This is a genomic window from Thalassospira sp. MCCC 1A03138, assembly GCF_002115785.1.
Taxonomy (GTDB): domain Bacteria; phylum Pseudomonadota; class Alphaproteobacteria; order Rhodospirillales; family Thalassospiraceae; genus Thalassospira.
Window position 1 is genome coordinate 314,378 of record NZ_JFJY01000006.1, and the last position, 21,566, is coordinate 335,943.

The 21,566-nt window shown below is 55.5% G+C and carries 22 protein-coding genes and 2 tRNA genes; 18 read left to right on the forward strand and 6 right to left on the reverse strand.

The annotated features are described in order from the left end of the window. Positions 1-164: 164 nt before the first annotated feature. From TH468_RS14515 to TH468_RS14525, 3 genes are all read left to right on the forward strand, one after another. Entirely contained in the window at positions 165-1,145 is a 981-nt protein-coding gene (locus tag TH468_RS14515; RefSeq protein WP_246832345.1) for a mechanosensitive ion channel family protein, read from the forward strand. A 164-nt stretch (positions 1,146-1,309) separates the two neighbouring features. Further along, a complete protein-coding gene (locus tag TH468_RS14520; RefSeq protein ID WP_085645235.1) occupies positions 1,310-1,891 on the forward strand; it encodes a DJ-1/PfpI family protein in 582 nt (193 codons plus the stop codon). 102 nt (positions 1,892-1,993) lie between these two features. After that, on the forward strand, positions 1,994-2,311 hold the full coding sequence (locus TH468_RS14525) for a ribbon-helix-helix domain-containing protein (RefSeq protein ID WP_071241408.1): 318 nt from the start codon (positions 1,994-1,996) through the stop codon (positions 2,309-2,311). Positions 2,312-2,349: 38 nt separating this feature from the next. On the opposite strand, the gene TH468_RS14530 is transcribed toward TH468_RS14525, so the two are convergent. The 3 genes from TH468_RS14530 to pyk all read right to left on the reverse strand — a co-directional run bounded on the left by TH468_RS14530 (position 2,350) and on the right by pyk (position 6,536). Then, the gene (locus TH468_RS14530) at positions 2,350-3,288 is read right to left on the reverse strand and encodes a hypothetical protein (RefSeq protein WP_085645237.1); all 939 of its coding nucleotides are present in this window, start codon (positions 3,286-3,288) and stop codon (positions 2,350-2,352) included. A gap of 5 nt (positions 3,289-3,293) precedes the next feature. Next, complete coding sequence (locus TH468_RS14535; protein ID WP_085645239.1) at positions 3,294-4,766, reverse strand: DUF2336 domain-containing protein; 1,473 nt, start codon at positions 4,764-4,766, stop codon at positions 3,294-3,296. A 345-nt stretch (positions 4,767-5,111) separates the two neighbouring features. After that, entirely contained in the window at positions 5,112-6,536 is a 1,425-nt protein-coding gene (gene pyk / locus TH468_RS14540; protein WP_085645241.1) for a pyruvate kinase, read from the reverse strand. 310 nt (positions 6,537-6,846) lie between these two features. Between pyk and TH468_RS14545 the strand changes: the two genes are divergently transcribed. The 3 genes from TH468_RS14545 (at position 6,847) to TH468_RS14555 (ending at position 8,663) form a co-directional block, all read left to right on the forward strand. Beyond that, entirely contained in the window at positions 6,847-7,341 is a 495-nt protein-coding gene (locus TH468_RS14545; protein WP_085645243.1) for a dCMP deaminase family protein, read from the forward strand. Positions 7,342-7,620: 279 nt separating this feature from the next. Further along, positions 7,621-8,115 carry a response regulator gene (locus tag TH468_RS14550; RefSeq protein WP_007091654.1) on the forward strand — a complete coding sequence of 165 codons (495 nt, stop codon included), beginning with the start codon at positions 7,621-7,623 and terminating at the stop codon, positions 8,113-8,115. Beyond that, a complete protein-coding gene (locus TH468_RS14555; RefSeq protein ID WP_085645245.1) occupies positions 8,115-8,663 on the forward strand; it encodes a transcriptional regulator in 549 nt (182 codons plus the stop codon). Before TH468_RS14550 ends, TH468_RS14555 begins: the two co-directional genes overlap by 1 nt. Positions 8,664-8,730: 67 nt before the next feature. Here TH468_RS14555 and TH468_RS14560 read toward each other — a convergent pair whose 3' ends face one another. Next, positions 8,731-9,069, reverse strand: coding sequence for a hypothetical protein (locus tag TH468_RS14560; protein ID WP_085645247.1), 339 nt, complete (start codon positions 9,067-9,069; stop codon positions 8,731-8,733). A 268-nt stretch (positions 9,070-9,337) separates the two neighbouring features. On the opposite strand from TH468_RS14560, the gene TH468_RS14565 reads away from it, so the two are divergent. From TH468_RS14565 to TH468_RS14610, 10 genes are all read left to right on the forward strand, one after another. Next, positions 9,338-9,414: transfer RNA gene (locus tag TH468_RS14565), tRNA-Asp, on the forward strand. Positions 9,415-9,744: 330 nt separating this feature from the next. Then, positions 9,745-9,821 (forward strand) — tRNA-Asp (locus TH468_RS14570). Positions 9,822-10,120: 299 nt separating this feature from the next. Further along, positions 10,121-11,710 carry an ABC transporter substrate-binding protein gene (locus TH468_RS14575; RefSeq protein WP_085645249.1) on the forward strand — a complete coding sequence of 530 codons (1,590 nt, stop codon included), beginning with the start codon at positions 10,121-10,123 and terminating at the stop codon, positions 11,708-11,710. 15 nt (positions 11,711-11,725) lie between these two features. Beyond that, a complete protein-coding gene (locus TH468_RS14580; RefSeq protein WP_085645252.1) occupies positions 11,726-12,793 on the forward strand; it encodes an ABC transporter permease in 1,068 nt (355 codons plus the stop codon). A 6-nt stretch (positions 12,794-12,799) separates the two neighbouring features. Further along, on the forward strand, positions 12,800-13,723 hold the full coding sequence (nikC, locus tag TH468_RS14585; RefSeq protein WP_085645254.1) for a nickel transporter permease: 924 nt from the start codon (positions 12,800-12,802) through the stop codon (positions 13,721-13,723). 2 nt (positions 13,724-13,725) lie between these two features. Further along, positions 13,726-14,568 (forward strand): ABC transporter ATP-binding protein, encoded by an 843-nt coding sequence (locus TH468_RS14590; protein WP_085645256.1) that lies wholly within the window; start codon positions 13,726-13,728, stop codon positions 14,566-14,568. Between the two features lie 16 nt (positions 14,569-14,584). After that, positions 14,585-15,349 carry an ABC transporter ATP-binding protein gene (locus tag TH468_RS14595; RefSeq protein ID WP_168177153.1) on the forward strand — a complete coding sequence of 255 codons (765 nt, stop codon included), beginning with the start codon at positions 14,585-14,587 and terminating at the stop codon, positions 15,347-15,349. A 38-nt stretch (positions 15,350-15,387) separates the two neighbouring features. Beyond that, the gene (locus TH468_RS14600) at positions 15,388-16,410 is read left to right on the forward strand and encodes a dipeptidase (RefSeq protein WP_085645260.1); all 1,023 of its coding nucleotides are present in this window, start codon (positions 15,388-15,390) and stop codon (positions 16,408-16,410) included. Between the two features lie 117 nt (positions 16,411-16,527). Next, on the forward strand, positions 16,528-16,770 hold the full coding sequence (locus tag TH468_RS14605; RefSeq protein ID WP_085645262.1) for a type II toxin-antitoxin system ParD family antitoxin: 243 nt from the start codon (positions 16,528-16,530) through the stop codon (positions 16,768-16,770). Then, complete coding sequence (locus TH468_RS14610) at positions 16,767-17,057, forward strand: type II toxin-antitoxin system RelE/ParE family toxin (protein WP_085645264.1); 291 nt, start codon at positions 16,767-16,769, stop codon at positions 17,055-17,057. The genes TH468_RS14605 and TH468_RS14610 overlap by 4 nt, the downstream gene beginning before the upstream one ends. A gap of 110 nt (positions 17,058-17,167) precedes the next feature. Here the strand turns inward: TH468_RS14610 and TH468_RS14615 are convergent, their stop codons facing one another. Then, the gene (locus TH468_RS14615; protein ID WP_007091942.1) at positions 17,168-17,593 is read right to left on the reverse strand and encodes an acyl-CoA thioesterase; all 426 of its coding nucleotides are present in this window, start codon (positions 17,591-17,593) and stop codon (positions 17,168-17,170) included. Positions 17,594-17,866: 273 nt separating this feature from the next. Here TH468_RS14615 and parE point away from each other — a divergent pair, with 273 nt between their 5' ends. Beyond that, positions 17,867-19,849: a DNA topoisomerase IV subunit B gene (parE, locus tag TH468_RS14620; RefSeq protein ID WP_085645266.1), complete on the forward strand. Its 1,983-nt coding sequence runs from the start codon at positions 17,867-17,869 to the stop codon at positions 19,847-19,849. 86 nt (positions 19,850-19,935) lie between these two features. Next, a complete protein-coding gene (locus TH468_RS14625; protein WP_085645268.1) occupies positions 19,936-20,856 on the forward strand; it encodes a glutaminase in 921 nt (306 codons plus the stop codon). A 23-nt stretch (positions 20,857-20,879) separates the two neighbouring features. Here the strand turns inward: TH468_RS14625 and TH468_RS14630 are convergent, their stop codons facing one another. Beyond that, positions 20,880-21,440 (reverse strand): cytochrome b, encoded by a 561-nt coding sequence (locus TH468_RS14630; protein ID WP_085645270.1) that lies wholly within the window; start codon positions 21,438-21,440, stop codon positions 20,880-20,882. Positions 21,441-21,566 lie beyond the last annotated feature (126 nt).

Consider the following 21,566-nt stretch of genomic DNA (forward strand, 5'->3'; position numbering starts at 1 on the left):
CGAAAATACGAAAAGTTCCATAACATTAGGTTCAGGTGGTATTTTGTGGTCACTTTTCAAGATCGCCTAAACCTGCGATGCTGAAGCATCATACGCTAGTATGTGGGCTTTAGACTACAACCCATGTTAGCAGCACATACATTATCTGAGCAAGTGAGGTTTAAATGATGGAAACAGATATGGCGACAATTGCCGAGATGCTAAAGGCATTTGCGCTGGGCTTCGGAATGGACCTGCTGGGTGCAGTTCTTATTCTGATTGTCGGCTGGTGGGTCGCTGGTCGCGCCTCCGCCCTGGTCCGCCATTCCCTGAAGAACGCAAAATTCGTCGACTCTACAATCAAGCCGCTTGCTGCAAGCATTGTGCGCTATCTGATACTGATCTTTGTTCTGATCGCGGTTCTGTCGAACTTCGGCGTCCAGACAGCAAGCATTATCGCCGTACTCGGTGCCGCCGGTCTTGCTATCGGTCTGGCCCTGCAAGGCACGCTTTCAAACATTGCCGCTGGCGTCATGATCCTGATCCTGCGCCCGATCAAAGTCGACGAATTTGTCGAAGCCGGTTCGGTTTCCGGGACCGTGGTCGAAATCACCCTGTTCACCACACTGTTTAAAACGCCGGACGGTATCTATGTGTCGGCCCCGAACTCGCAGATCTGGAACAGCTCGATCAAAAACTATTCGCGCAACCCGACCCGCCGTCTCGATATCAAGGTTGGTATTTCCTATGACGACGATGTCGATGCCGCACTCGACTTCCTCAAAAATCTGGTCGCAAGCGATCCGCGCGTCTTGAAAGATCCGGAACCCATGAGCTTCGTTGCCAACCTTGGCGAAAGCTCGGTTGATCTGACCGCACGCGGTTGGACCAATACGGCTGACTTCTGGGCCGCCTTCTGGGATCTTAGCCGCCGCTCGAAAACCGAACTGGAAGCCGCCGGTTTCTCGATTCCCTTCCCGCAACGCGATCTTCATATCAAGGAAGGTGTCGAAACAGCATCAACCGCTCTTCCGGCAAAAGCTGCACCGGCAAAAAAACCGGCAACCCGCACTACGGCGGCAAAGCCTGCGGCTAAAACAACCGCAACAAAATCGACGGCAGCCAAAAAACCTGCCACCAGCAAATCAACAACCACCAAAAGCTGATTTGTCATAAAAATTTGATCTGCCAAAGACGGCCCCACCCGGGCCGTCTTTTTTATTTTACACAGCTCTTCCCGCTCGTTTTCGCGCGTAGTAGCCCGCTGTTACCTGCTGATCCCCGCCATGATCTATAGTTTCAGGATCACAACAAACGGGAGGATAAAATAATGTCAGCGAAAAAAATCCTGATGCTGGTCGGCGACTATGCCGAAGATTACGAAACCATGGTTCCGTTCCAGACGCTGCTTGCCGTTGGCCATTCGGTTGACGCCGTCTGCCCCAACAAAAAAGCTGGTGATTCGATTGCGACCGCCATTCACGATTTCGAAGGCGACCAGACCTACAGCGAAAAGCGCGGGCACAATTTTGCGCTGAATGCCGATTTCGAAAAAGCCCGGGTGCAGGACTATGATGCCCTTCTGATCCCCGGCGGTCGCGCCCCGGAATATCTGCGCTTGAACGAGGATGTCATCCGTCTGGTTCGTGACTTTAACGATGCCGATAAACCGATTGCCGCGGTCTGCCACGGTGCGCAAATTCTTGCTGCGGCGGATATCCTCAAAGATCGCCGTGTATCTGCCTATCCGGCCTGCGCCCCCGAAGTACGCCTTGCCGGTGGGATTTATGCTGAAATCGCGATTGATGATGCCTGCATCGACGGCAATCTTGTCACCGCACCGGCATGGCCGGCACATCCGAAATGGCTGGCCGGTTTCCTGACCCTGCTTGGGACTGAAATCAGCCTCTAGAACAATCGGCGATTGCCTTTCGGCACGGTTTGCCGGACCATGACCCTGTAACCAGCCACCGACGTTCCATCGTCGGTGGCAAAAACAGGAGAGGTCGTCATCATGTGTCAGATCTATTCCGGCACCAATCCCGAACTTTATCAATCCGTCAGTCGATCTTTGCGCATCAATGGCGTTGTAACCAGTGTCCGCCTTGAACAGCGATTCTGGCAGATCCTCGATGAAATCGCCGCGGGCGAGGGCTTCAGCACCCCGCAATTCCTTGGCAAACTCCATGATGAAGTTGTCAGCCAGCGCGGCGATATTCCCAATTTCGCATCGCTTCTGCGTGTTGTCTGTACGGTTTATCTGGAACATCAGGCAGGCTTGGCCACGCAGCCCCCGGAAACAACAAAACCCGCCAGTCGTCTGGCGGGCTGAACAGGCATTGCCGGGTGTTGCAGCACGTCTGGCTTAAATCAGTTCAGCCAGGATGAAATTTCACGTGAACTGAACCCGCCACTGGCCATCATCGACGGAACGCTTTGCCGTTTCAGGGTTGGCGGCTGGGGCTTGATGATCGCATTGCGGCTTTGAAGCCCTGCTGCGGCACCGTAATCAAGTGACGAACCGCCAAACCAGTTTTTCGATGTTTCCGGCGCTTCTGGCGTGGTCTTTTCCCGTGCCTTGCTTTCGTAGATCCAGCGCAGTTCCTGTTTCAGGGTCTGGTATTCCGGCGTATCCGGCGCAGAGTTAACCTCGTTAACAATCTGCAGCTTGACCATCTGCGGAAACTTATCCAGCCGCTCCAGAAGCATGAATTTGACACTTGGGCGCACAGCGTCGGAACGCATCAGCTTCATCACCAGACGACGATAGATATCAATCCGCAAATTGCCATGCGATGCCAGTTCGATGAATTCCTCGACAAATTCGCGCGCGGCCATCTTGCCATCCAGAAGCGCGCGCAAATTACCCGCCATCGCCCGGCGATAGGCTTCGCGAATTTCGACAACATGGTTGCTTGCGCGGTTGCGCACCAACTGGAACGCTTCCGGGCTGAACGCATTCCGTGACAGAAGCTTGGCGCAATCGGCCACCAGTTCATGCTTGGTTGCTTCTGACACCACTTCAAAAACACCGGTAATAAGTTCCTTGCACTTGGCGTGCGGTCCCATACGGATCGCGGCGGCCAATGCCATCGGGCTTTCCGGATCCTTGATTGCAATCACCGCAAGTGCCAGCGGATCATCATACTGCATCAATGCCAGATCATTGCTCAGCAAATGCTCCGGCATAAGAAGCCGCTGCTGCGCCCCTGCCCCGGTAACAGTCAGCGGTTCGCCACTGCGATAATTATCTTTGATGGAAAGGGCATATTTCAGCCCGTCATAGGAGATTCCGAGATCCTTGCGCATCCCGTTTACTCTCCTTTCGGCCCCTGGGGTCGATCATCCGACAGGCGGCGTGTACGACCAGACTTTTCGGAACCGTGCGGCGATGCCGCAGCCGTCGTACCCGCCGCACGACCACGCGGTCCGGAAGGCTGAAGCTCGTTAAAGAAATCGATATACCAATCCATATCCGTCGATGCCATGGCATAACGGCCACCCGCTGCCGGGCGCTCGATGCTGTCTTCGGGGATCGCAGCACTCATCTGAAGGACAACCGCCGACGGGGCACTCATCCCCGCACGCCATGCCAGCGCGGTAATCGCGCGTGCACTTCCCGAATCAAGGATTTTGGAAACGATTGCAGCAGGCATCTGCGCATAATGCGCAAGGCTCTGAACCACCAGCGCGTCTTCGTTACGCGACAACGCATCAAGAATGTAATGATCGATGGTAACCGGCTCGACCGGCCCGCCCTGCTCGCCCGCATCGTCATGCATCACATCGTCAAACTCATGTTCCACCGGAACCGGTGCCGTGCGGCTTACAATGCGACTCTCGAACTTTGCTTTTTCAATACGCTGGCGCACTGATTGGCGCATGGCGCGTGCCACTTCGGCCCGCATGCGACCGCGTTCGACCAGCGTGTCGAACAAAGATGCCAGAATGAAATGCGCCACACGGCGCTGCGCCTGACGGGAAATCTTGTTGCGACCATCCGCCATTTCATCATGTGGCGTCTTGCTGGCGCTTTCTTTCCTGCTGCCGAATTTCGGGGTCAGGGCAACGACATTGCGCGGTGCGTCATCCGACGACAGCAACCGGTTAAGCAACCCGCCCTTTTCCTTTTCCGAACGATCCCGTGCCAGACGTGCCTGCGCGGCGGCCTCCTGTTCGGCTTCCAGCTTCTCGGCGGCTGTTTGCACAAACTCGCCGCGCCCACGCAGAATATCAAGAAAATCGGCATCGCTTAAAAGTTCGACATATTCGCCAAGCGACACCCGGCCAATCGCCGCAATATCCTGACGCAAACGCATCGCGGCCTGGCGTGTCATATAAGGTGTATGGCTCAGTTCCTGCTCGATCAGGGCAATGACCTGCGGGCGATAACAATCGGCCATATTGCCGATCGCCGTTACGAATTCCTCGACCATATCAAGGCGTTCGGACGGGCTAAGATCATTCAGATGCCGGCGCAGGCGGCGCGCAACATCCATGCGGACGTCGCTGTCAAAATCCGGCTGGCCGTCTTCATCTTCGTCATCATCTGCAAGGTCGGCAGACAGGCGCGCGGCATAATCAAGGCCACTTTGCGCCAGTTGACCATCGGAATCTTTTTTACGCGGGATACGGGTGGCACGCGAATTTGCCTGTTCGGCCGCGCCAAACTCGTCTGGCGCGATGCTCCGGACCGTTTCCGCCAGATCACGAAGTTTCGCCGCCGACTTGTCGTCAAGCACGCCGTCATCCTTCGATTTCTGCCGATTGAACATCCAGTTCAGCATTATCGCAGTAATTCCCCTGTCCCCTGCCTTTCGGCAAATCGGCGTCAACCCCTTGCAACGCCAACATTTTTTATCTGGTCTTGGATCGCTTATAGCAAAGCAATCCACCCCAAACAACAATACAAGAGCCAAAAACCTTTTAAACTCATGGTCATGACCGTTTCTCGGAAACACCAAGGATACAGGTCAGAACACTTTGACTATCACGGCAAACACTCAAAAAAACATTAACAATACAAACCACTATCCGGCGGTATGGCCGGTATTTCGAACATCGCGAAACTCTCACACAAAAAAACGGGCGGCTTGTTGCCGCCCGTCTCGTTTCGTCACGCAATAGTCTGATCAGTTTTTCGCGGACAACCACGCAATGCGCAGGATATTGGTCGCCCCCGGGGTCCCAAACGGGACACCGGCGGTAATCACCAGCGAATCCCCAGCCGCCGCAAACTCTTCACGTTTGGCCACCTCGCAGGCAATGCCGACCATCTCGGCAAAGTTGGTCGCATCGCGGGTAAAGACCGCATGCACGCCCCAGCACAACGTCATACGGCGTGCCGTCTGGATTTTCGGCGTCAGCCCAAGGATGGGAACTTCCGGGCGTTCACGCGCCGCACGAAGCGACGTTGAACCCGACGTAGTATAAGTCACGACCGCCTTGGCACCAATCGTTCCAGCAACCTGACGGGCCGCAGCACTGATCGCATCCGGCGCATTATGCTCGGGATCCGGACGGTTGGCATCGCGCAGACGATAATAAAGCTCGTCCTGCTCCACCCGGATCATGATCCGGTCCATGATGCTGACGGTTTCGATCGGATATTTGCCCACCGCACTTTCGGCTGACAGCATCACCGCATCGGCACCGTCATAAATGGCGGTCGCAACGTCGGATGCTTCGGCACGGGTCGGGGCCGGGTTGCTAACCATCGAATCCAGCATCTGGGTCGCAACAATCACCGGCTTGCCAGCTTCGCGGCACGCCTTGATGATGCGTTTCTGCAGGATCGGAACATCTTCCGGCGGGCATTCAACACCCAGATCACCACGTGCGACCATAATGATATCCGAAAGGGCCACGATTTCATCAAGATGCTCAATCGCCTGCGGCTTTTCCAACTTGGAAACGATTGCCGCACGACCATTGATGATCTTGCGCGCCTCGGCAACGTCTTCAGGACGCTGTACGAATGAAAGTGCGACGAAATCAACGCCCATCTCAAGACCGTAATCCAGATCAATACGATCCTTCTCGGTCAGGGGCGACATCGGCAGCATCACGTCGGGCAGATTAACGCCCTTGCGGTTCGACAGCGGCCCACCGGTAATAACGGTGCACTCGGCTGATTTGCTATCGCATTTTTCCACCCGCATGCGCAGCTTGCCATCGTCAAGCAACAGGTTCGCACCGGGCTTGAGTGCTGCAAAAACTTCGGGATGGGGCAATGAAACGCGGGTTTTATCCCCCGGCTTCTTGTCCATATCGAAATGGAAGGTCGCACCGGCTTCAAGTTCGATCTTTTCGTCGGCAAAGGTACCGCAGCGGATCTTTGGCCCCTGCAAATCCATCAGCACGCCAATCGGACGGCCAAGCTTGGCCTCGACTTCACGGATTGTTTCAAAACGCGCCTGATGCTCTGCATGTTCACCATGCGAGAAATTCAGCCGGAATACATCAACACCCGCCCTTACGATCTTTTCCAGAGTTTCCGGATGAGAGCTCGCTGGCCCCAGGGTTGCGATGATCTTCGCCTTACGTTGTCGGCGCATCGGCTCTTACCTCTTGTTTTTTGGTTTCCATTGGGTCTCTCCGCTTCGGCCATAGCTTCCCGGCGAGGCGTCGAGACGTCCTGATTTTTCTCTGGGGGTACCCCCTTAATAGTCAATCAAGCCCTGTTTGAACAGGGACTTTTCGCTAAATGCCTTTACAAAAATGTGATTTTTCTCTGGACAATTACAAGCAGGCACTCCTTTAAAGAAGCAGTGCAGCAATCAATTGCTGGCAGGCGGCCCTGCCCGGCAATCGCTTTTGATAACCGCACATTTACAACCGTGCGCGAACACATCGGGGATCGGACAAATGAGCAAATGGCATCATCGCTTCCTGGGACTGGCATCCCATATTGCCGAATGGTCAAAAGACCGAAGCACCCAGGTCGGCGCGGTTGTCATTGGCCCGAAAAAAGAAATTCGCGCCGTTGGCTATAACGGGTTTCCCCGCGGTGTCGATGACAATGTCGAAAGCCGCCATCAACGCCCGGAAAAATACGCCTATACCGAACATGCCGAACGCAATGCGATCTATAATGCCAGCTACACCGGCACATCGCTTGACGGCTGCGCGCTTTATGTCACCCATTTCCCCTGCTGTGACTGCGCGCGCGCCATCATTCAGGCCGGCATCGCCGAAGTATTTGTCGATAAAAGCAAACTGACCCACGATTTTCTCGAACGCTGGCAGCAGGACATGACCATCTCGACCGAAATGTTTGGCGAGGCGGGCGTGGCCGTTCAGGTCATTGACGAAGAAGGCACAACCGAACCCCTGCCCGACACCGTTCCCGATCATTCCTGATCTTGCCCTTTTAATTTTGCAGACCCGCCCAATATAGGGTGATCTGTGGGGTCATGAGCGTGAACAAATAGAACGCAAACGTCGTTTGTTCAATATCTGCACAAGGTTAGGCGTCAGTATTTGCCAGAATTCCAAGCTGACAAAACGCCGCTTTAGCCTTGCTGCTAATCAGACAAAGGTATAAGCAATTAGGATCACGCTAGTACGATCATCACGCGAAAAAAGGCCCTGACCAGAACAAGGACCGGGACCGTGACGACGCACAGGATAAAAGGCCGAATGAGCGCAAAGATCGATTTCAGTAAAATCAGTTTTCTGGTCGTCGATGGCGACAAGATTTCGGCCCAGGTAGTTTTCGATACACTTTCGTATCTTGGTGCGACAGCCGTGCAGCGTGTCCGCTCCCCGAACGATGCGTTCGAGGTTCTCCGGACCCAGCAGATTGATATCATCGTCACCGAATGGCGTCTGCGCGGGATGGATGGCCTTGAATTCCTTGATGTTCTCAGGAATTCGGTCAATTCTCCCAACCGGTTCATTCCGGTAATCATGTTGACAGCACATTCGGAGCAGCGATACGTCACCACTGCGCGTGACCTCGGCATCACGGAATTTCTTGCCAAACCGTTCAATGCCAAGGCACTTTATAGCAGACTGGTATCGGTCATCACCCGTCCGCGGCATTTCGTCAATACCGGCACCTATTTCGGGCCGGATCGCCGCCGCAGACAGGTCGCCTTCGACGGCCCCGACAGACGGAGCCCCGATGATTAATGACCCATTATGATTGGGGGACCGGAGCAATCGTGACGCCCGAAAAGAAAAAGAAAAAAGCCCAGATCATTCCGCCTCAGACGGATCTGAAGCGACGTACGGTCAATTTCGTCAAGGGCTTTGACATCAATCTGTCCCCTCAACAGCTCGACGAACTTGAGCAGGTCGTCCAGCGCAGCACGGAAACCTTTGTTCGCGATATAGGCAAGGACCTTGCCGACTGCCGCAAACTGGTCGTTGCCGCCATCAGCGATAATTCAAAGGCATCAACCGCGCTGGAAAACAGTTCCGACCTTGCCTATTCGGTGAAGGCACTGGGGGGAACATTCCAGTATCCGCTGATGACACAGATCGCAAAGTCACTTGAAATCTTTGTCGCAGACCGGACCACTGCCAACATGAAGCAGCTTCTCGTCATTCAGCTTCATATTGATTCTCTTTACGTCATTCTGGCAAGCCGCGTCACCGGGTTTGGCACCACCGTCGAACAGGCAACCGTTGCCGCACTGACCAAGCTTGCTGAACGCTACGAACTGCCGCGCGAATAGCCTGCCAGCAACCCAGCCATCAAAGGCCTTTGGCCGCATCGGACAGGGGTGCTGGCGATGCGTGCCATCACCGTGCGTTCCCGTTCACCGCGAAAAACATGACCTGTCTGGCCGCGTCACGCTCATTGTCATCAATGGCATGCTCCATGCGCGCCTCGATCCGCTCCAGCCGCTCGGTAATTTCGGGCAGCTGATCCATGATCCATTGACGGACTTCGTCACTACCCCCGGCCAAGGCGGCGTTCTGTCCACTCCACAGCAAAATCAGGCTGCGCACGATCCGCAGATCGCACGTCACGCCGCCTCTGGGGCGGATTGCAGACGTTATCGCGTTTGATCTCGTCGCAAGATCGGCTTTTAGTCCGGCATCTATGTCATCAAGCACGGCAAGGATCGTGTTCCCCATGAAGCCCCCGCTTCGATTATTCCCTGTCAGGGCCCCGCACCCTGTTTTTGAATCATCCCAAACTTTTACATCTGCTTACAGACCTGTACTTTGATCAGCATCAAACAGGTCCCGGAAACAATCTGCAGCAGAAATCCATCACCTCAAGGATATATTTTGCAAGACACAAAACGCGCCATGGTGGCGACAGCCAAAAAAGTATCGAACACGATCAAAAAAGGTCTTGCGCCCCCTCGGACCTGCTGTTAGAAACCGCGCCACACACCGAGCGGGTGTAGCTCAGTTGGTTAGAGCGCCGGCCTGTCACGCCGGAGGCCGCGGGTTCAAGTCCCGTCACTCGCGCCACTTTCCACCTGATGGAAAGTTCAAAAAAGACGCCACGGTTCGCCGTTGGCGTTTTTTGTTTCCCATCCCCTTTTCGTATTGAACTGACATGCCGACGAGCGACATGGCATCCATCGCTCATGCGCAACATGTTGCAAAAACAGCCAAGTCGATTTCCCAATCCTGTACCGCGCGAAAACGGCATTTCTACCCCACCGCCCACGCATTCCGACACCCGGTTTTCAACGCATTTGCAATGCCCCTTTTACCCTGACCAATCAGGGCTTCATTTTTTTGAAAAAAAGCCCTTGCCAGACCGAACCACCCCTTATATAAACCGCGCCACACCAAGCGGGTGTAGCTCAGTTGGTTAGAGCGCCGGCCTGTCACGCCGGAGGCCGCGGGTTCAAGTCCCGTCACTCGCGCCACTCTTTTTAAAGAGTACGGAAAGTCGCTTTAACAGCGGCTTTTTTTGTGCCTGAAATCTGGCACCTTCTCATCCCAAACTGCTCTCCGAGCCATCCCCGATCCAGTCGTCACAACCGACACGAGAACAGGCAAGATACCACATAATATCTTGCGTGCTTTTTAGGCATTCCTGACCGTCTGGTCATTGATTAATCGTATAATTTATGCTTCGCTCTGCAGGTTCTAGTCGAAGATCACGCAGGTCGCCCCACTTAGAATGGCCTGCTGACCCAACAAACAACAAAACGGGAGGCGCAAAATGCGCAGACTGATCGCAGGGCTGGTTCTGGGAACCGCACTGGCTACCACGCCAATGGCCGCACAGGCCGAAACACCGAAAAATGCACTCGTCATGGCGTTTGCCATCGACGATCTCATCACGCTTGATCCGGCCGGGATGTTCGAATTTTCCGCTCTGGAATATGCTGGCAACACATATGATCGTTTGATCGGCTTCGATAATGACGACGTCTCGAAAATTTATGGCGTCGTCGCCGAAAGCTGGAACGTTTCCGAAGATGGCCTGACCTTTACCTTCAAGATTCGCGACGGCATCAAATTCGCGTCAGGCAATGACCTGACCGCCGAAGACGCTGCCTTCTCGCTGCAACGTGTTGTCCTGCTCGATCAGTCTCCAGCCTTCATTCTTGGCCAGTTCGGCTTTACCGCCGATAACGTCAAGGACAGGATCCGCGCAACCGACGAAAACACGCTGGTCATGGAAGTCGATCAGCCCTACGCACCAAGCTTCGTGCTGTACTGCCTGACCGCGGGCGTCGGTGCCGTTGTCGACAAGGAACTCGTCCTTGAACATGAAAAGGACGGCGACCTTGGCGCAGAATGGATGAAAACCAACTATGCTGGTTCAGGTCCGTTCGCCCTGAACAAATGGACCCCGGGTGAAAGCCTCAGCCTGACGGCGAACGAGGATTACTGGGACGGCGCACCGGCCATGAAGCGCGTCATCATCCGCAACGTCAAAGAAGCCGCATCCCAGCAGCTCCTATTGCAGAAAGGCGATATCGATATCGCGCGTAACCTCGAAGCCGATCAGCTTGCCTCGGTCAAGGGTGACGAAAACATCAAACTGCTGTCCAAAGGCAAAGGCGCGCTCTGGTATCTTGGCCTGTCGCAGAAAAACGAATTCCTGTCCAAACCGGAAGTTCGCGAAGCCCTGAAATATCTCGTCGACTATGAGGGGATCACCCAGACCATCATGGCGGGCCGCGCTCAGACCCATCAGGCATTCCTGCCCGAAGGTTTCCTTGGCGCCTATAACGAAAACCCCTACTCGCTTGACGTCGAAAAAGCCAAGTCGCTGCTCGCTGACGCCGGCCTTGCTGATGGCTTCAAGGTGACCATGGATACGCGCAACACCACGGCAGTGATGTCGATGGCACAGTCGATCCAGGCGACCTGGGCACAGGCAGGTATCAATCTGGAAATCATTCCGGGTGATAACAAACAGACCCTGACCAAATACCGCGCTCGTCAGCACGATATCTATATCGGTCGCTGGGGCCCGGACTATCAGGATCCGCACACCAACGCCTCCACCTTCGCCTGGAACCCGGACAATTCCGACGATGCATCGGCCAAGCCGCTTGCATGGCGCAACTCCTGGAATCCGGGTGACATGACCGCCGAGGTCGATAAGGCCATTCTTGAACGTGATGGCGAAAAACGCGCTGCAATGTATGTAGACCTTCAGAAAAAGGTTCTCGAAAGCGGTCCGTTCGTGATCATGTTCCAGGAAACCGAAATCGCCGCGATGCGGGGCAATGTGAACAATCTCGTCCTCGGTCCGTCGTTCGATAATAATTATTATCGCTTTGTAACCAAGGACTAGGGAGACAACGGTCGAATGTTCGCCGTTACTCGAAAGGCATCGGACGGGCGCAAACGCGCCCGTCTCTTTTCCCGCACCGGCGCAAGCCTTGTGCGGATCGTCTTCTCGCTGCTGATCACTTTTATCGGCCTGTTGCTGGTCACCTTCCTGATCGGGCGCGTCCTGCCCATTGACCCGGTTCTGGCCGCCGTTGGCGATCATGCCTCCGAACAGGTCTATCAGCGCGTCAAGGAAGAAATGGGCCTGAACCTGCCGCTTTGGCAGCAGTTCTTTGTCTATATCAGCAATGTGGTTCAGGGTGATTTCGGAACATCGGTTCTGACGTCAAACCCGGTCCTCGAAGACATCAAGCGCGTCTTCCCCGCAACACTGGAACTGGCCACCCTTGCCACCATCATCGGTGTTTTCCTTGGGGTTCCGGCTGGTGTTTTTGCCGCGATCAACAAGGGCAAATGGCCCGACCATATCGTGCGCATCATCGGGCTTGCCGGGTATTCAATGCCGATCTTCTGGCTGGGTCTGATGGGGCTTCTGGTATTTTACCTGAAACTCGACTGGGTTGCCGGTCCGGGCCGTCTGGATGCCTTCTATGTCGATTTCATCGAACCGACCACGGGGCTTATGCTGGTCGATACCCTGATCGAAGGCGATATGGACCTGTTCTGGAACGCCGTTTCGCACATCATCCTGCCGGCATCGATCCTTGCTTATTTCTCGCTGGCTTATATTGCGCGCATGACCCGCTCCTTCATGCTCGAACAGCTCAGTCAGGAATACATCCTGACCGCACGGGTCAAGGGCATCTCGGAAACCCGGATCATCTGGCGTCATGCCCTTGGCAATGTGATGGTGCCCCTCGTCACCGTGATTGCGCTGTCTTATGCCAACCTTCTCGAAGGATCAGTCCTGACCGAAATTATCTTTGCCTGGCCGGGACTGGGTCTTTACATCACCAATTCGCTGCTCAATGCCGACATGAATGCGGTTCTGGGCGGTACCGTCGTCGTGGGTGCGGTGTTCATCGGGGTCAATATGCTGTCCGATGTGCTCTATCGCCTGCTTGACCCGCGCGCACGGAGATAGGTCACCATGAATATCTCAAGCACCACCGAAAAACCCGGCCTGAAACAGTGGCTGACATCCGATACCCCGCAATCGCGCTGGCAGGCAAAATGCGGTCGCGCATGGCTGGGTTGGCTTAAATTCACCGAAAACAGGCTCGCCATGATCGGCCTGTCGATCGTGCTGGCCCTGATCCTTGTCACCATCTTTGCCCCGCTTCTGGCCCCTTATGACCCGCTGGCGGCGGACCTTACCAACCGTATTCAGTCACCTAGTGCCGAACACTGGTTTGGCACCGATCAGCTGGGCCGCGATATCCTGTCGCGTCTGATTTACGGCGCACAATACACCCTGATGATCGTGGCTCTTGTGGTGATTACCGCGGCCCCCGTCGGCCTTCTGGTCGGAACAGCCGCCGGGTTCTTTGGCGGCTGGATTGATGCGACATTGATGCGCATCACCGATATCTTTCTGGCCTTCCCGAAACTGATCCTGGCGCTGGCCTTTGTTTCCGCATTGGGACCGGGGATCGAAAATGCGGTTCTGGCCATTGCACTGACCGCATGGCCACCCTATGCCCGCATTGCGCGCGCCGAAACCATCACGGTCCGCAGGTCCGACTATATCGAAGCCGCCCGCTTGCAGGGTGTCTCGAATATGGGTCTGATCCTCGGCCACATCACCCCCATGTGCATAAGCTCGCTTGTCGTGCGTGTCACCCTTGATATGGCGGGCATGATCCTGATTGCGGCGGGGCTTGGCTTCCTTGGACTTGGCGCACAGCCGCCGATGCCTGAATGGGGCGCAATGGTGTCCGAAGGTCGCCAGTTCCTTCTGGAACAATGGTGGGTCTCGACCGTGCCGGGCCTTGCGATCTTTATCGTAAGCCTCGGCTTCAACCTGCTGGGCGATGGCCTGCGCGATGTTCTTGATCCACGTGGGGGCGACTGATCATGACGAACGAAACCCTTCTGTCTGTCAAAAACCTCGCCATCACCTTTTCGACCTCCAAGGGACCGGTCCATGCCGTGCGAGGTGTGTCGTTCGATCTTGGGCGTGAACGGCTTGGGATTGTTGGCGAATCCGGTTCGGGCAAGTCCCAGACCGGACGCGCCATTCTGGGCCTGACGGCGGCGAATGGCAAAATCACCGCCGATCAGATGCAATTCCATGATCTGGACCTGCGCAACCTGTCCAAACGCGACTGGCGCAAGGTCCGCGGTGCGCGCATTTCCATGATCATGCAGGACCCGAAATATTCGCTAAATCCTGTGATGACCATCGGTGATCAGATCATCGAAGCCTACCGCGAACATCACAAGGTCAACGCGACCGAGGCCAAACGCGGCGCCCTTGATATGCTCGCCGCGGTTAAAATCCGCGATCCCGAACGCGTGTTCAATTCCTACCCGCACGAAGTCTCGGGCGGGATGGGCCAACGCGTCATGATCGCCATGATGCTGATCCCCGATCCGGAAATCCTGATTGCCGATGAACCGACATCAGCCCTTGATGTCACGGTACAGCTTCAGGTGATGGCGATCCTTGATGATCTGGTGCGCGAACGCGGCATGGCGCTGGTCTTCATCAGCCACGACCTGCATCTGGTCTCAAGCTTCTGCGACCGGGTTCTGGTGATGTATCAGGGCCATGTCGTCGAAGAAATCCGCGCATCCGAACTGGATCAGGCCAAACACCCCTATACGCAGGGCCTTTTGAACTGCCTGCCGAAAATGGATGGCAATCATGCCGAACTTCCCGTCCTGACCCGCGAAGCCAGTTGGGCGGAGGCCTGAGATAAAAATGACTGCCATGATTGAAATCACCAAACTCAATGCCTGGTTTGACGACAACCATGTCCTCAAGGACATCGATATTTCGATCCCCTCCAACGGATCATTTGGTCTGGTGGGCGAATCCGGTTCGGGCAAATCAACCGTCCTTCGCACCATCACCGGCCTTGTAGATGACTGGGAAGGCAACATACTTGTGAATAACAAGGAACTGACCAAAAAGCGCGACAAGACATTTTACCGTCTGGCGCAGATGGTCTTTCAGGATCCATTCGGCTCGCTTCATCCACGCCACACGATTGACCGCATCCTGACCGAACCGGTCAATATCCACAAACTCGGCAATTCGGATGCCCGCGTGGTCGAGGCCCTTAAACAGGTCGGGCTCGATAATTCCTTCCGCTTCCGCTACCCCCATCAGCTTTCCGGCGGGCAGCGCCAGCGTGTCGCGATTGCACGTGCGCTTATTCTTGAACCGAAAATTCTGCTGCTCGATGAACCGACCTCGGCCCTTGATGTCTCGATCCAGGCCGAAGTGCTGAACCTGCTAACCCGGTTGCGCAATGATCTGGGCCTTACCTATATCATGGTCAGTCATGATCTCGCCGTGGTCGCCCATATGTGCGACGATATCGCGATCATGAACCACGGCCGCATCGTCGAACGCGCCACCGCGGGCCAGCTTGCCGACGGCAAACTGGAAAATCCCTATTCGCAGCAGCTTTTCAAGGCCGCCGGGGGATATGACCGCGCCGTCATCGACAGTTTCGTGGATTGGGACTGAACACCGGCCCCGCACGCGCCAGAAGAACAAGGGACATCATGAACGTCACCACCGCCCCGCATACCCCCGCCAACCCGTCACGCCATCGCCCCGCCTTCACGTGGGATGCGCATGCCTGTCTGCCGCTTGATCCCAAAACACCGATCAGCCTGCTTGATAACTATGTCGCGGGCGATGTTGACTATGTCTGTGTCAATGTCGGCATGGATATGAATTCCGTTGCCCATATCCTGCGCGTGATTGCCGCCTTCCGGGCCAAAATCGCCGCCCACCCGGACAAATACATGCAGATCGAATGCTTTGATGATCTGGCAATTGCCAAATCAAAAGGGTTGCTGGGGGTTGGTTTCGACCTTGAAGGCTCGGTCATGTTACAGGACATGCCCGAAATGGTCCCGCTCTTTGCCAAACTGGGCGTAAAGCAGATCCACTTTGCCTATAACCGCAACAATTCGGTGGCGGGCGGTTGCCATGATGACGACATCCCGCTGACCGCGCTTGGCCATGCCATGGTCCGGGCTGTTAATAACGGCGGCATGATCATGGATTGCTCGCACACCGGTCGTCAAAGCAGCCTTGATATCATGAAGGCATCGACCAAACCGGTCGTCTTCAGCCATGCCAACCCCAAGGTGCTTGGCAGGCATGAACGCTGCATTGATGATGAACAGATCAAGGCCTGTGCCGATACCGGCGGGGTGATCGGCATTTGCGGCTTCCAGCGATTCATCAAATCACCCAACGCCCCCGAAGTCCCCGACATGATCCGCCATATCGACTATGCGGTAAAACTGGTCGGCGTGGACCATGTCGGCATCGGCCTTGATACGATGCCCAGTGTCGCGGGCACCAACGACTTCCCCGATGGTGTTGACCGCGCCTATTACTGGCCCGCAGAACGCGGCTATGGCCCCAATGCAGGCGGTGCTTCCGTATTCGATCCGAAAAAGCTCCCCGCCCTTGCCGACGCCCTGATCACCGGGGGCTACAAACCCGACGACGTCGACAAGATCATGGGTGAAAACTTTATCCGCGTGGCAAAGGAATGCTGGACGGCCTGAACCGCCCAGCCCATTGCCCTGCCCCGTTGCCTTGTCGTTTTCTCTACGGCAAATGTTTGCGTCGGCCACGTTGCCGATGGTAGGATAAAGTAGGATCAAAAGACGAGAGATCACCTTATGATCAAAAAGAGCATCACCATCACCGAAACGCAGGAAGCCTGGATTCAGGCCCAGCTTTCAACCGGTCAATACGCATCCGACAGCGAGGTCGTGCGCGAAGCCTTGCGTGAAAAACAGATGCGCATGGCAGAAATCGAACGCATTCGCAATGCGTTGAATGCTGCCGAGGAAAGCGGTTTTTCCTCAATGGATAAAGAAGATATACGCGCGAGCGTCAAGGCGGACATGAAGCTCAAATGACCGCGTATCGTCTTAGCAAACTCGCAGAAGACGATATCAGACGCTTGTATCGATACGGCATTGAAACTTTCGGGCAGCAACACGCGGACATTTATTTTGACGCACTGTTTGAACAGTTCGACAAAATCGCGCGGTCGCCCGCCATTTATCAGGCTGTCGACGATATCCACCCCGGATATCGTCGCTGTGTTTTTGCAGCACACACCATTTATTACCGCATGGACGGTAATATCCCTTTGATTATGCGCATTCTGGGTCGCGAAAACCCAGATTTATCGGCGGCATAACGACGCCCCATTTCCACGTGTCATTCCCACGAAAGCGGGAATCCAGACTTGACGCAACGACGGTTTCCGGCTCGGCACCTCGCACCGTCCGGAAACCCGAATTTGCCTCTTTAAACCGCAACCTCATCCTTGCGCACCGGGCGCGGGCGGCCTTCGGCGTCAATGGCAACAAAGGTAAAGGTTGCCTCTGTCACCTTGATGCGCGGCGGCTGGTTTTTGCGCAGTACCCAGCTTTCAAGATGCAGCACCATCGATGTATTGCCGATCCGTTCGATATCGCCATACACGCACACCACATCCCCGACATAGACCGGGCGATGGAACGTCATGCCGTCAACCGCGACCGTGGCGACGCGGCCCTCGGCGATCTGGCTTGCCATCACACCGCCCGCGATATCCATCTGCGACATTAGCCAGCCGCCGAAAATATCGCCGCTCGGGTTGGTGTCGGCAGGCATGGCAAGGGTTCGGGTGCACATGTCGCCGCGCGGCATGCTGTTGTCGGTACCGTGTGTGATCTCACTCTCATTCGCCATCGGGCTTACTCCTGTCTGAGCCGGTATTTTTATTGGACCTGACGGTCTAGGTTTTCGCGACAAGTCTGGCACCGTTTTCTGCGCTGCCACAACGAAATTATGATCTCTGGCAAGACCACCGCTTGCATTCACGCCCAAAAAACATTTTTATGGGCCGCATCTGAAAACATATGATACTCGTTAAGCCTAGGGTCACAAACTTCGTAAAATCAATTAACAGATATACGTCGTTGGACCTTGTTTTAACATAATAAAGAAGTTGCGTTCCGGGGCATGACCGACCTTTTCGAAGATTCAAACCAATCGACCACAAACGCCTATTCCGCCAAGGACATCGAAGTTCTCGAAGGCCTGGAGCCTGTGCGCCGCCGTCCCGGTATGTATATCGGGGGTACGGACGATGCCGCACTGCATCACTTGGTTGCCGAAATCCTCGATAACTCGATGGACGAAGCCGTTGCCGGCCATGCCGACTGGATCGAGCTGGAATTGCGCCCTGACAACACCGTCATGGTGCGCGATAACGGTCGTGGGATTCCGACCGATCCGCATCCGAAATTCCCCGATAAATCAGCCCTTGAAGTCATCCTGACCACGCTTCATTCGGGCGGCAAGTTTTCGGGCAAGGCCTATGAAACATCCGGCGGTCTGCATGGTGTGGGTATGTCGGTCGTGAACGCACTGACCGACAAATTCCGGGTCGAAGTCGCACGTGATCGCAAACTGGTATTTCAGGAATATTCCAAAGGCACCCCGCTCGGTCCACTTCAGGATGGTGGTGCGGTCAATAACCGCCGTGGCACCACGGTCATCTTCCGCCCCGATCCCGAAATTTTCGGCAACCGGGCAAAGCTGAAACCCGCCACGATCTTCCGTATGGCGCGCTCCAAGGCGTATCTGTTCAAGGGTGTTGAGATCCGCTGGTCGGTCGATCCGGAATTGCTGACCAGTGATGACCCGACGCCGCAAAGCGAAGTCCTGAAATTCCCCAACGGGATTCTCGATTACCTGAACATGACCATCGAAGGTCGTGATCTGATCACCGAACGCCCGTTCGCAGGCGAAGCCAGGTTTTCCGAAAGTGCCGGTCGCGTCGAATGGGCGATTGCATGGCCGGATGGCGGCGAAGGCTACTTCCATTCCTATTGTAACACCGTCCCGACCCCGCTTGGCGGCACGCACGAGGCCGGTTTCCGCTATGCCCTGACCAAGGCGATCAAGACCTATGGCGACATGGTCGGTCAGAAAAAGGCCGCGGCGATCACCGCCGAGGACGTCTTTGGCGGCGGCTGTATTATGCTGTCGGTCTTTATTCCCGATCCGCAGTTCCAGGGCCAGACCAAGGAAAAGCTTGGCACCGCATCGGCAACCAAGCTGGTTGAAACCGCGGTTCGCGACCATTTCGATCACTGGCTGACCGGTGATACCGAAAATGCCAAGCGCCTGCTTGAACGCATTATCCTACGCGCCGAAGAACGCCAGCGCCGCAAGGAAAAGAAAGAAACCAAACGCCAGTCGGCAACCCGCCGCCTGCGCCTTCCGGGCAAGCTTGCCGACTGTTCACGTTCCATCGCGGCTGGCACTGAAATCTTCCTGGTCGAGGGTGACTCGGCAGGTGGTTCTGCCAAACAGGCACGTGATCGTGAAACACAGGCCGTCTTGCCGCTGCGCGGTAAAATCCTGAACGTTGCCTCCGCGACGCGTGAAAAGATGATGGCCAACCAGGAAATCAAGGACATGATCGAAGCCTTTGGCTGCGGTTCCGGCTCCGATTTCCGGCTTTCCGATCTGCGCTATGAACGCATCATCATCATGACCGATGCGGACGTTGATGGCGCGCATATCGCATCGCTTCTGATGACCTTCTTCTATCAGGAAATGACCGGTCTTATTGAAAACGGTAACCTGTATCTTGCCATGCCGCCGCTTTATCGCCTGACACAGGGCGGAAAATCCATCTATGCCATGGATGACGCGGAAAAAGAGGTCCTGCTCGATACCGAATTCAAAAACCGTGGCAAGGTCGAGATTTCCCGATTTAAAGGTCTGGGTGAAATGCCGCCCCAGCAGCTTCGCGAAACCACGATGGCGCACAAAAAACGCACATTGCTGCGCGTCTGCCTGCCCGATGCGGCCGAACCCGATGCCCGAGGCCAGACCAAGGATCTGGTCAATCGCCTGATGGGCAAAAAGCCGGAGCTCCGCTTCCAGTTCATTCAGGAACATGCCCGCTTTGTCGAGGATATCGACGTCTGATCGGATTAAAATTCTTCATCATCAAACCCGGTGCCCTGCGCCGGGTTTTTTGTCCCTGACAGCCTGACAAACAAAGCGGACACATAATGACCCACAATTATGCCGCCATCCTCCAGGATATTTCGGACGCGATCCATCAGACCGATTTTGCCGATGCCCGCAAGGTCGACTATATCCCGGCCCTCGCCAGCGTCCCCGACGATCATTTTGCCATGGTGCTGCGCACCGCCGATGGAAACGAACTTGCCATTGGCCAGGCCGACCTGCCCTTTTCCATCCAAAGCATTTCCAAGGTCTTCGCCCTTGTGCTGGCGCAGCGTGCGCATGGTTACGATTTATGGAAGGCCGTCCGGCGCGAACCATCCGGTTCGGCCTTCAATTCCCTGATCCTGCTTGAACAGGAACACGGCATCCCGCGCAATCCCTTCATCAATGCCGGTGCGATCCGTGTTGCTGATCTGATCGCATCACGCTACGCCAATCCGGACCGTTCGGTGGCCGAATTCCTTGGTCAGCTTTGCGGCAACCCCGGCATTCGCGTCGATAACGATGTCTATCTGTCAGAAGATCAGCACGGTAATCGCAACCGGGCGATTGCCTATCTGATGAAAAGCTTCGGCAAGCTTGATAACCCGGTCGAAGACGTCGTACGCGCCTATTTCAAGCAATGCTCGGTCGCGATGACCGCCCGTGAAATGGCGCGGGCCGCCTTCTTCCTTGCCAACAAGGGTGTCGGCATTGACGGTCGCACCGTGATCGCACCCGGGGAAACCAGCCGCATCAACGCCCTGATGCTGACATGCGGGATGTATGACGGGGTGGGCGATTTTGCCTTCACCGTTGGCATCCCGGCCAAAAGCGGGGTTGGCGGCGGGATCATCGGCGTCATTCCCGGTGAATTTTCCGTCTGTGTCTGGTCGCCGCGCCTTGATACACGCGGCAATTCCGCCGCGGGCATCAAGGCACTTGAAATGCTGATCCGCGCCATCGGACGATCCGTTTTCTGACCGGATTTGCCGATCAAAAAGGATCAGGAATCGCGCCTTCGCAACCACGGCACATAGCGTGCCAGAACCTCATCATGGCGGATAAAGTGATGCCAAAGGGCGGCAATCACATGCAGCACGACCAGTGTCACCAGAACCGGGACGAAAAATTCGTGAATTTCCTCGCCCCCTTCATGCAGCCATTCGATCCGCCCCAGATCGGGTAATGAAAACAATCCGGCGACCGAAAAACTGCGCCCCGATGTCATCACCGCCAAAAGCCCGGTGACCGGCATCGCAATCATCACCAGATACAGCAAACCATGCGCGATGCGTGCCATCATTTTAACGATACGCGGATCATCGCCCGCGGTCGCCGGGGATTGGTGCAAGACCGCCCAAATGCGCGGCAGGAACAGAACCAGCACCGAAAGCCCAAGCAGGGCATGATATCCCATGATGGCGCCCCGTTCAGAGCGCGGGAAATCTTCCATGACCTGACCAATGGCAAAGGCTCCGATGATCAGAAGCGCCATGATCCAGTGCAGCACCGGAACCGACCAGTGCGGCCATCGCGAAATTTGCCTTTCAGAGATAACAGACATAATTGTACCCTCATGACGGAATATGACGAAACTGATCCCGTCCAAACCTTAGGCGCAAAGTTTCGCAAGGGTTTGTCGCATCTGTATCAATTTGTCGCAGACCAGCATTTTTATCGCCCACCCCCG

Coding starts and splice junctions, on each gene's coding strand:
- TH468_RS14515 (WP_246832345.1), top strand. CDS start 165: ATGATGGAAACAGATATGGCGACAATTGCCGAGATGCTAAAGGCATTT.
- TH468_RS14615 (WP_007091942.1), bottom strand. CDS start 17,593: ATGGCGAATGAGAGTGAGATCACACACGGTACCGACAACAGCATGCCG.
- TH468_RS14630 (WP_085645270.1), bottom strand. CDS start 21,440: ATGTCTGTTATCTCTGAAAGGCAAATTTCGCGATGGCCGCACTGGTCG.
- TH468_RS14560 (WP_085645247.1), bottom strand. CDS start 9,069: ATGGGGAACACGATCCTTGCCGTGCTTGATGACATAGATGCCGGACTA.
- pyk (WP_085645241.1), bottom strand. CDS start 6,536: ATGCGCCGACAACGTAAGGCGAAGATCATCGCAACCCTGGGGCCAGCG.
- TH468_RS14625 (WP_085645268.1), top strand. CDS start 19,936: ATGACCCACAATTATGCCGCCATCCTCCAGGATATTTCGGACGCGATC.
- TH468_RS14545 (WP_085645243.1), top strand. CDS start 6,847: ATGAGCAAATGGCATCATCGCTTCCTGGGACTGGCATCCCATATTGCC.
- TH468_RS14525 (WP_071241408.1), top strand. CDS start 1,994: ATGTGTCAGATCTATTCCGGCACCAATCCCGAACTTTATCAATCCGTC.
- TH468_RS14535 (WP_085645239.1), bottom strand. CDS start 4,766: ATGCTGAACTGGATGTTCAATCGGCAGAAATCGAAGGATGACGGCGTG.
- TH468_RS14590 (WP_085645256.1), top strand. CDS start 13,726: ATGACGAACGAAACCCTTCTGTCTGTCAAAAACCTCGCCATCACCTTT.
- nikC (WP_085645254.1), top strand. CDS start 12,800: ATGAATATCTCAAGCACCACCGAAAAACCCGGCCTGAAACAGTGGCTG.
- TH468_RS14600 (WP_085645260.1), top strand. CDS start 15,388: ATGAACGTCACCACCGCCCCGCATACCCCCGCCAACCCGTCACGCCAT.
- TH468_RS14520 (WP_085645235.1), top strand. CDS start 1,310: ATGTCAGCGAAAAAAATCCTGATGCTGGTCGGCGACTATGCCGAAGAT.
- TH468_RS14555 (WP_085645245.1), top strand. CDS start 8,115: ATGACCCATTATGATTGGGGGACCGGAGCAATCGTGACGCCCGAAAAG.
- TH468_RS14580 (WP_085645252.1), top strand. CDS start 11,726: ATGTTCGCCGTTACTCGAAAGGCATCGGACGGGCGCAAACGCGCCCGT.
- TH468_RS14605 (WP_085645262.1), top strand. CDS start 16,528: ATGATCAAAAAGAGCATCACCATCACCGAAACGCAGGAAGCCTGGATT.
- parE (WP_085645266.1), top strand. CDS start 17,867: ATGACCGACCTTTTCGAAGATTCAAACCAATCGACCACAAACGCCTAT.
- TH468_RS14550 (WP_007091654.1), top strand. CDS start 7,621: ATGAGCGCAAAGATCGATTTCAGTAAAATCAGTTTTCTGGTCGTCGAT.
- TH468_RS14610 (WP_085645264.1), top strand. CDS start 16,767: ATGACCGCGTATCGTCTTAGCAAACTCGCAGAAGACGATATCAGACGC.
- TH468_RS14530 (WP_085645237.1), bottom strand. CDS start 3,288: ATGCGCAAGGATCTCGGAATCTCCTATGACGGGCTGAAATATGCCCTT.
- TH468_RS14595 (WP_168177153.1), top strand. CDS start 14,585: ATGATTGAAATCACCAAACTCAATGCCTGGTTTGACGACAACCATGTC.
- TH468_RS14575 (WP_085645249.1), top strand. CDS start 10,121: ATGCGCAGACTGATCGCAGGGCTGGTTCTGGGAACCGCACTGGCTACC.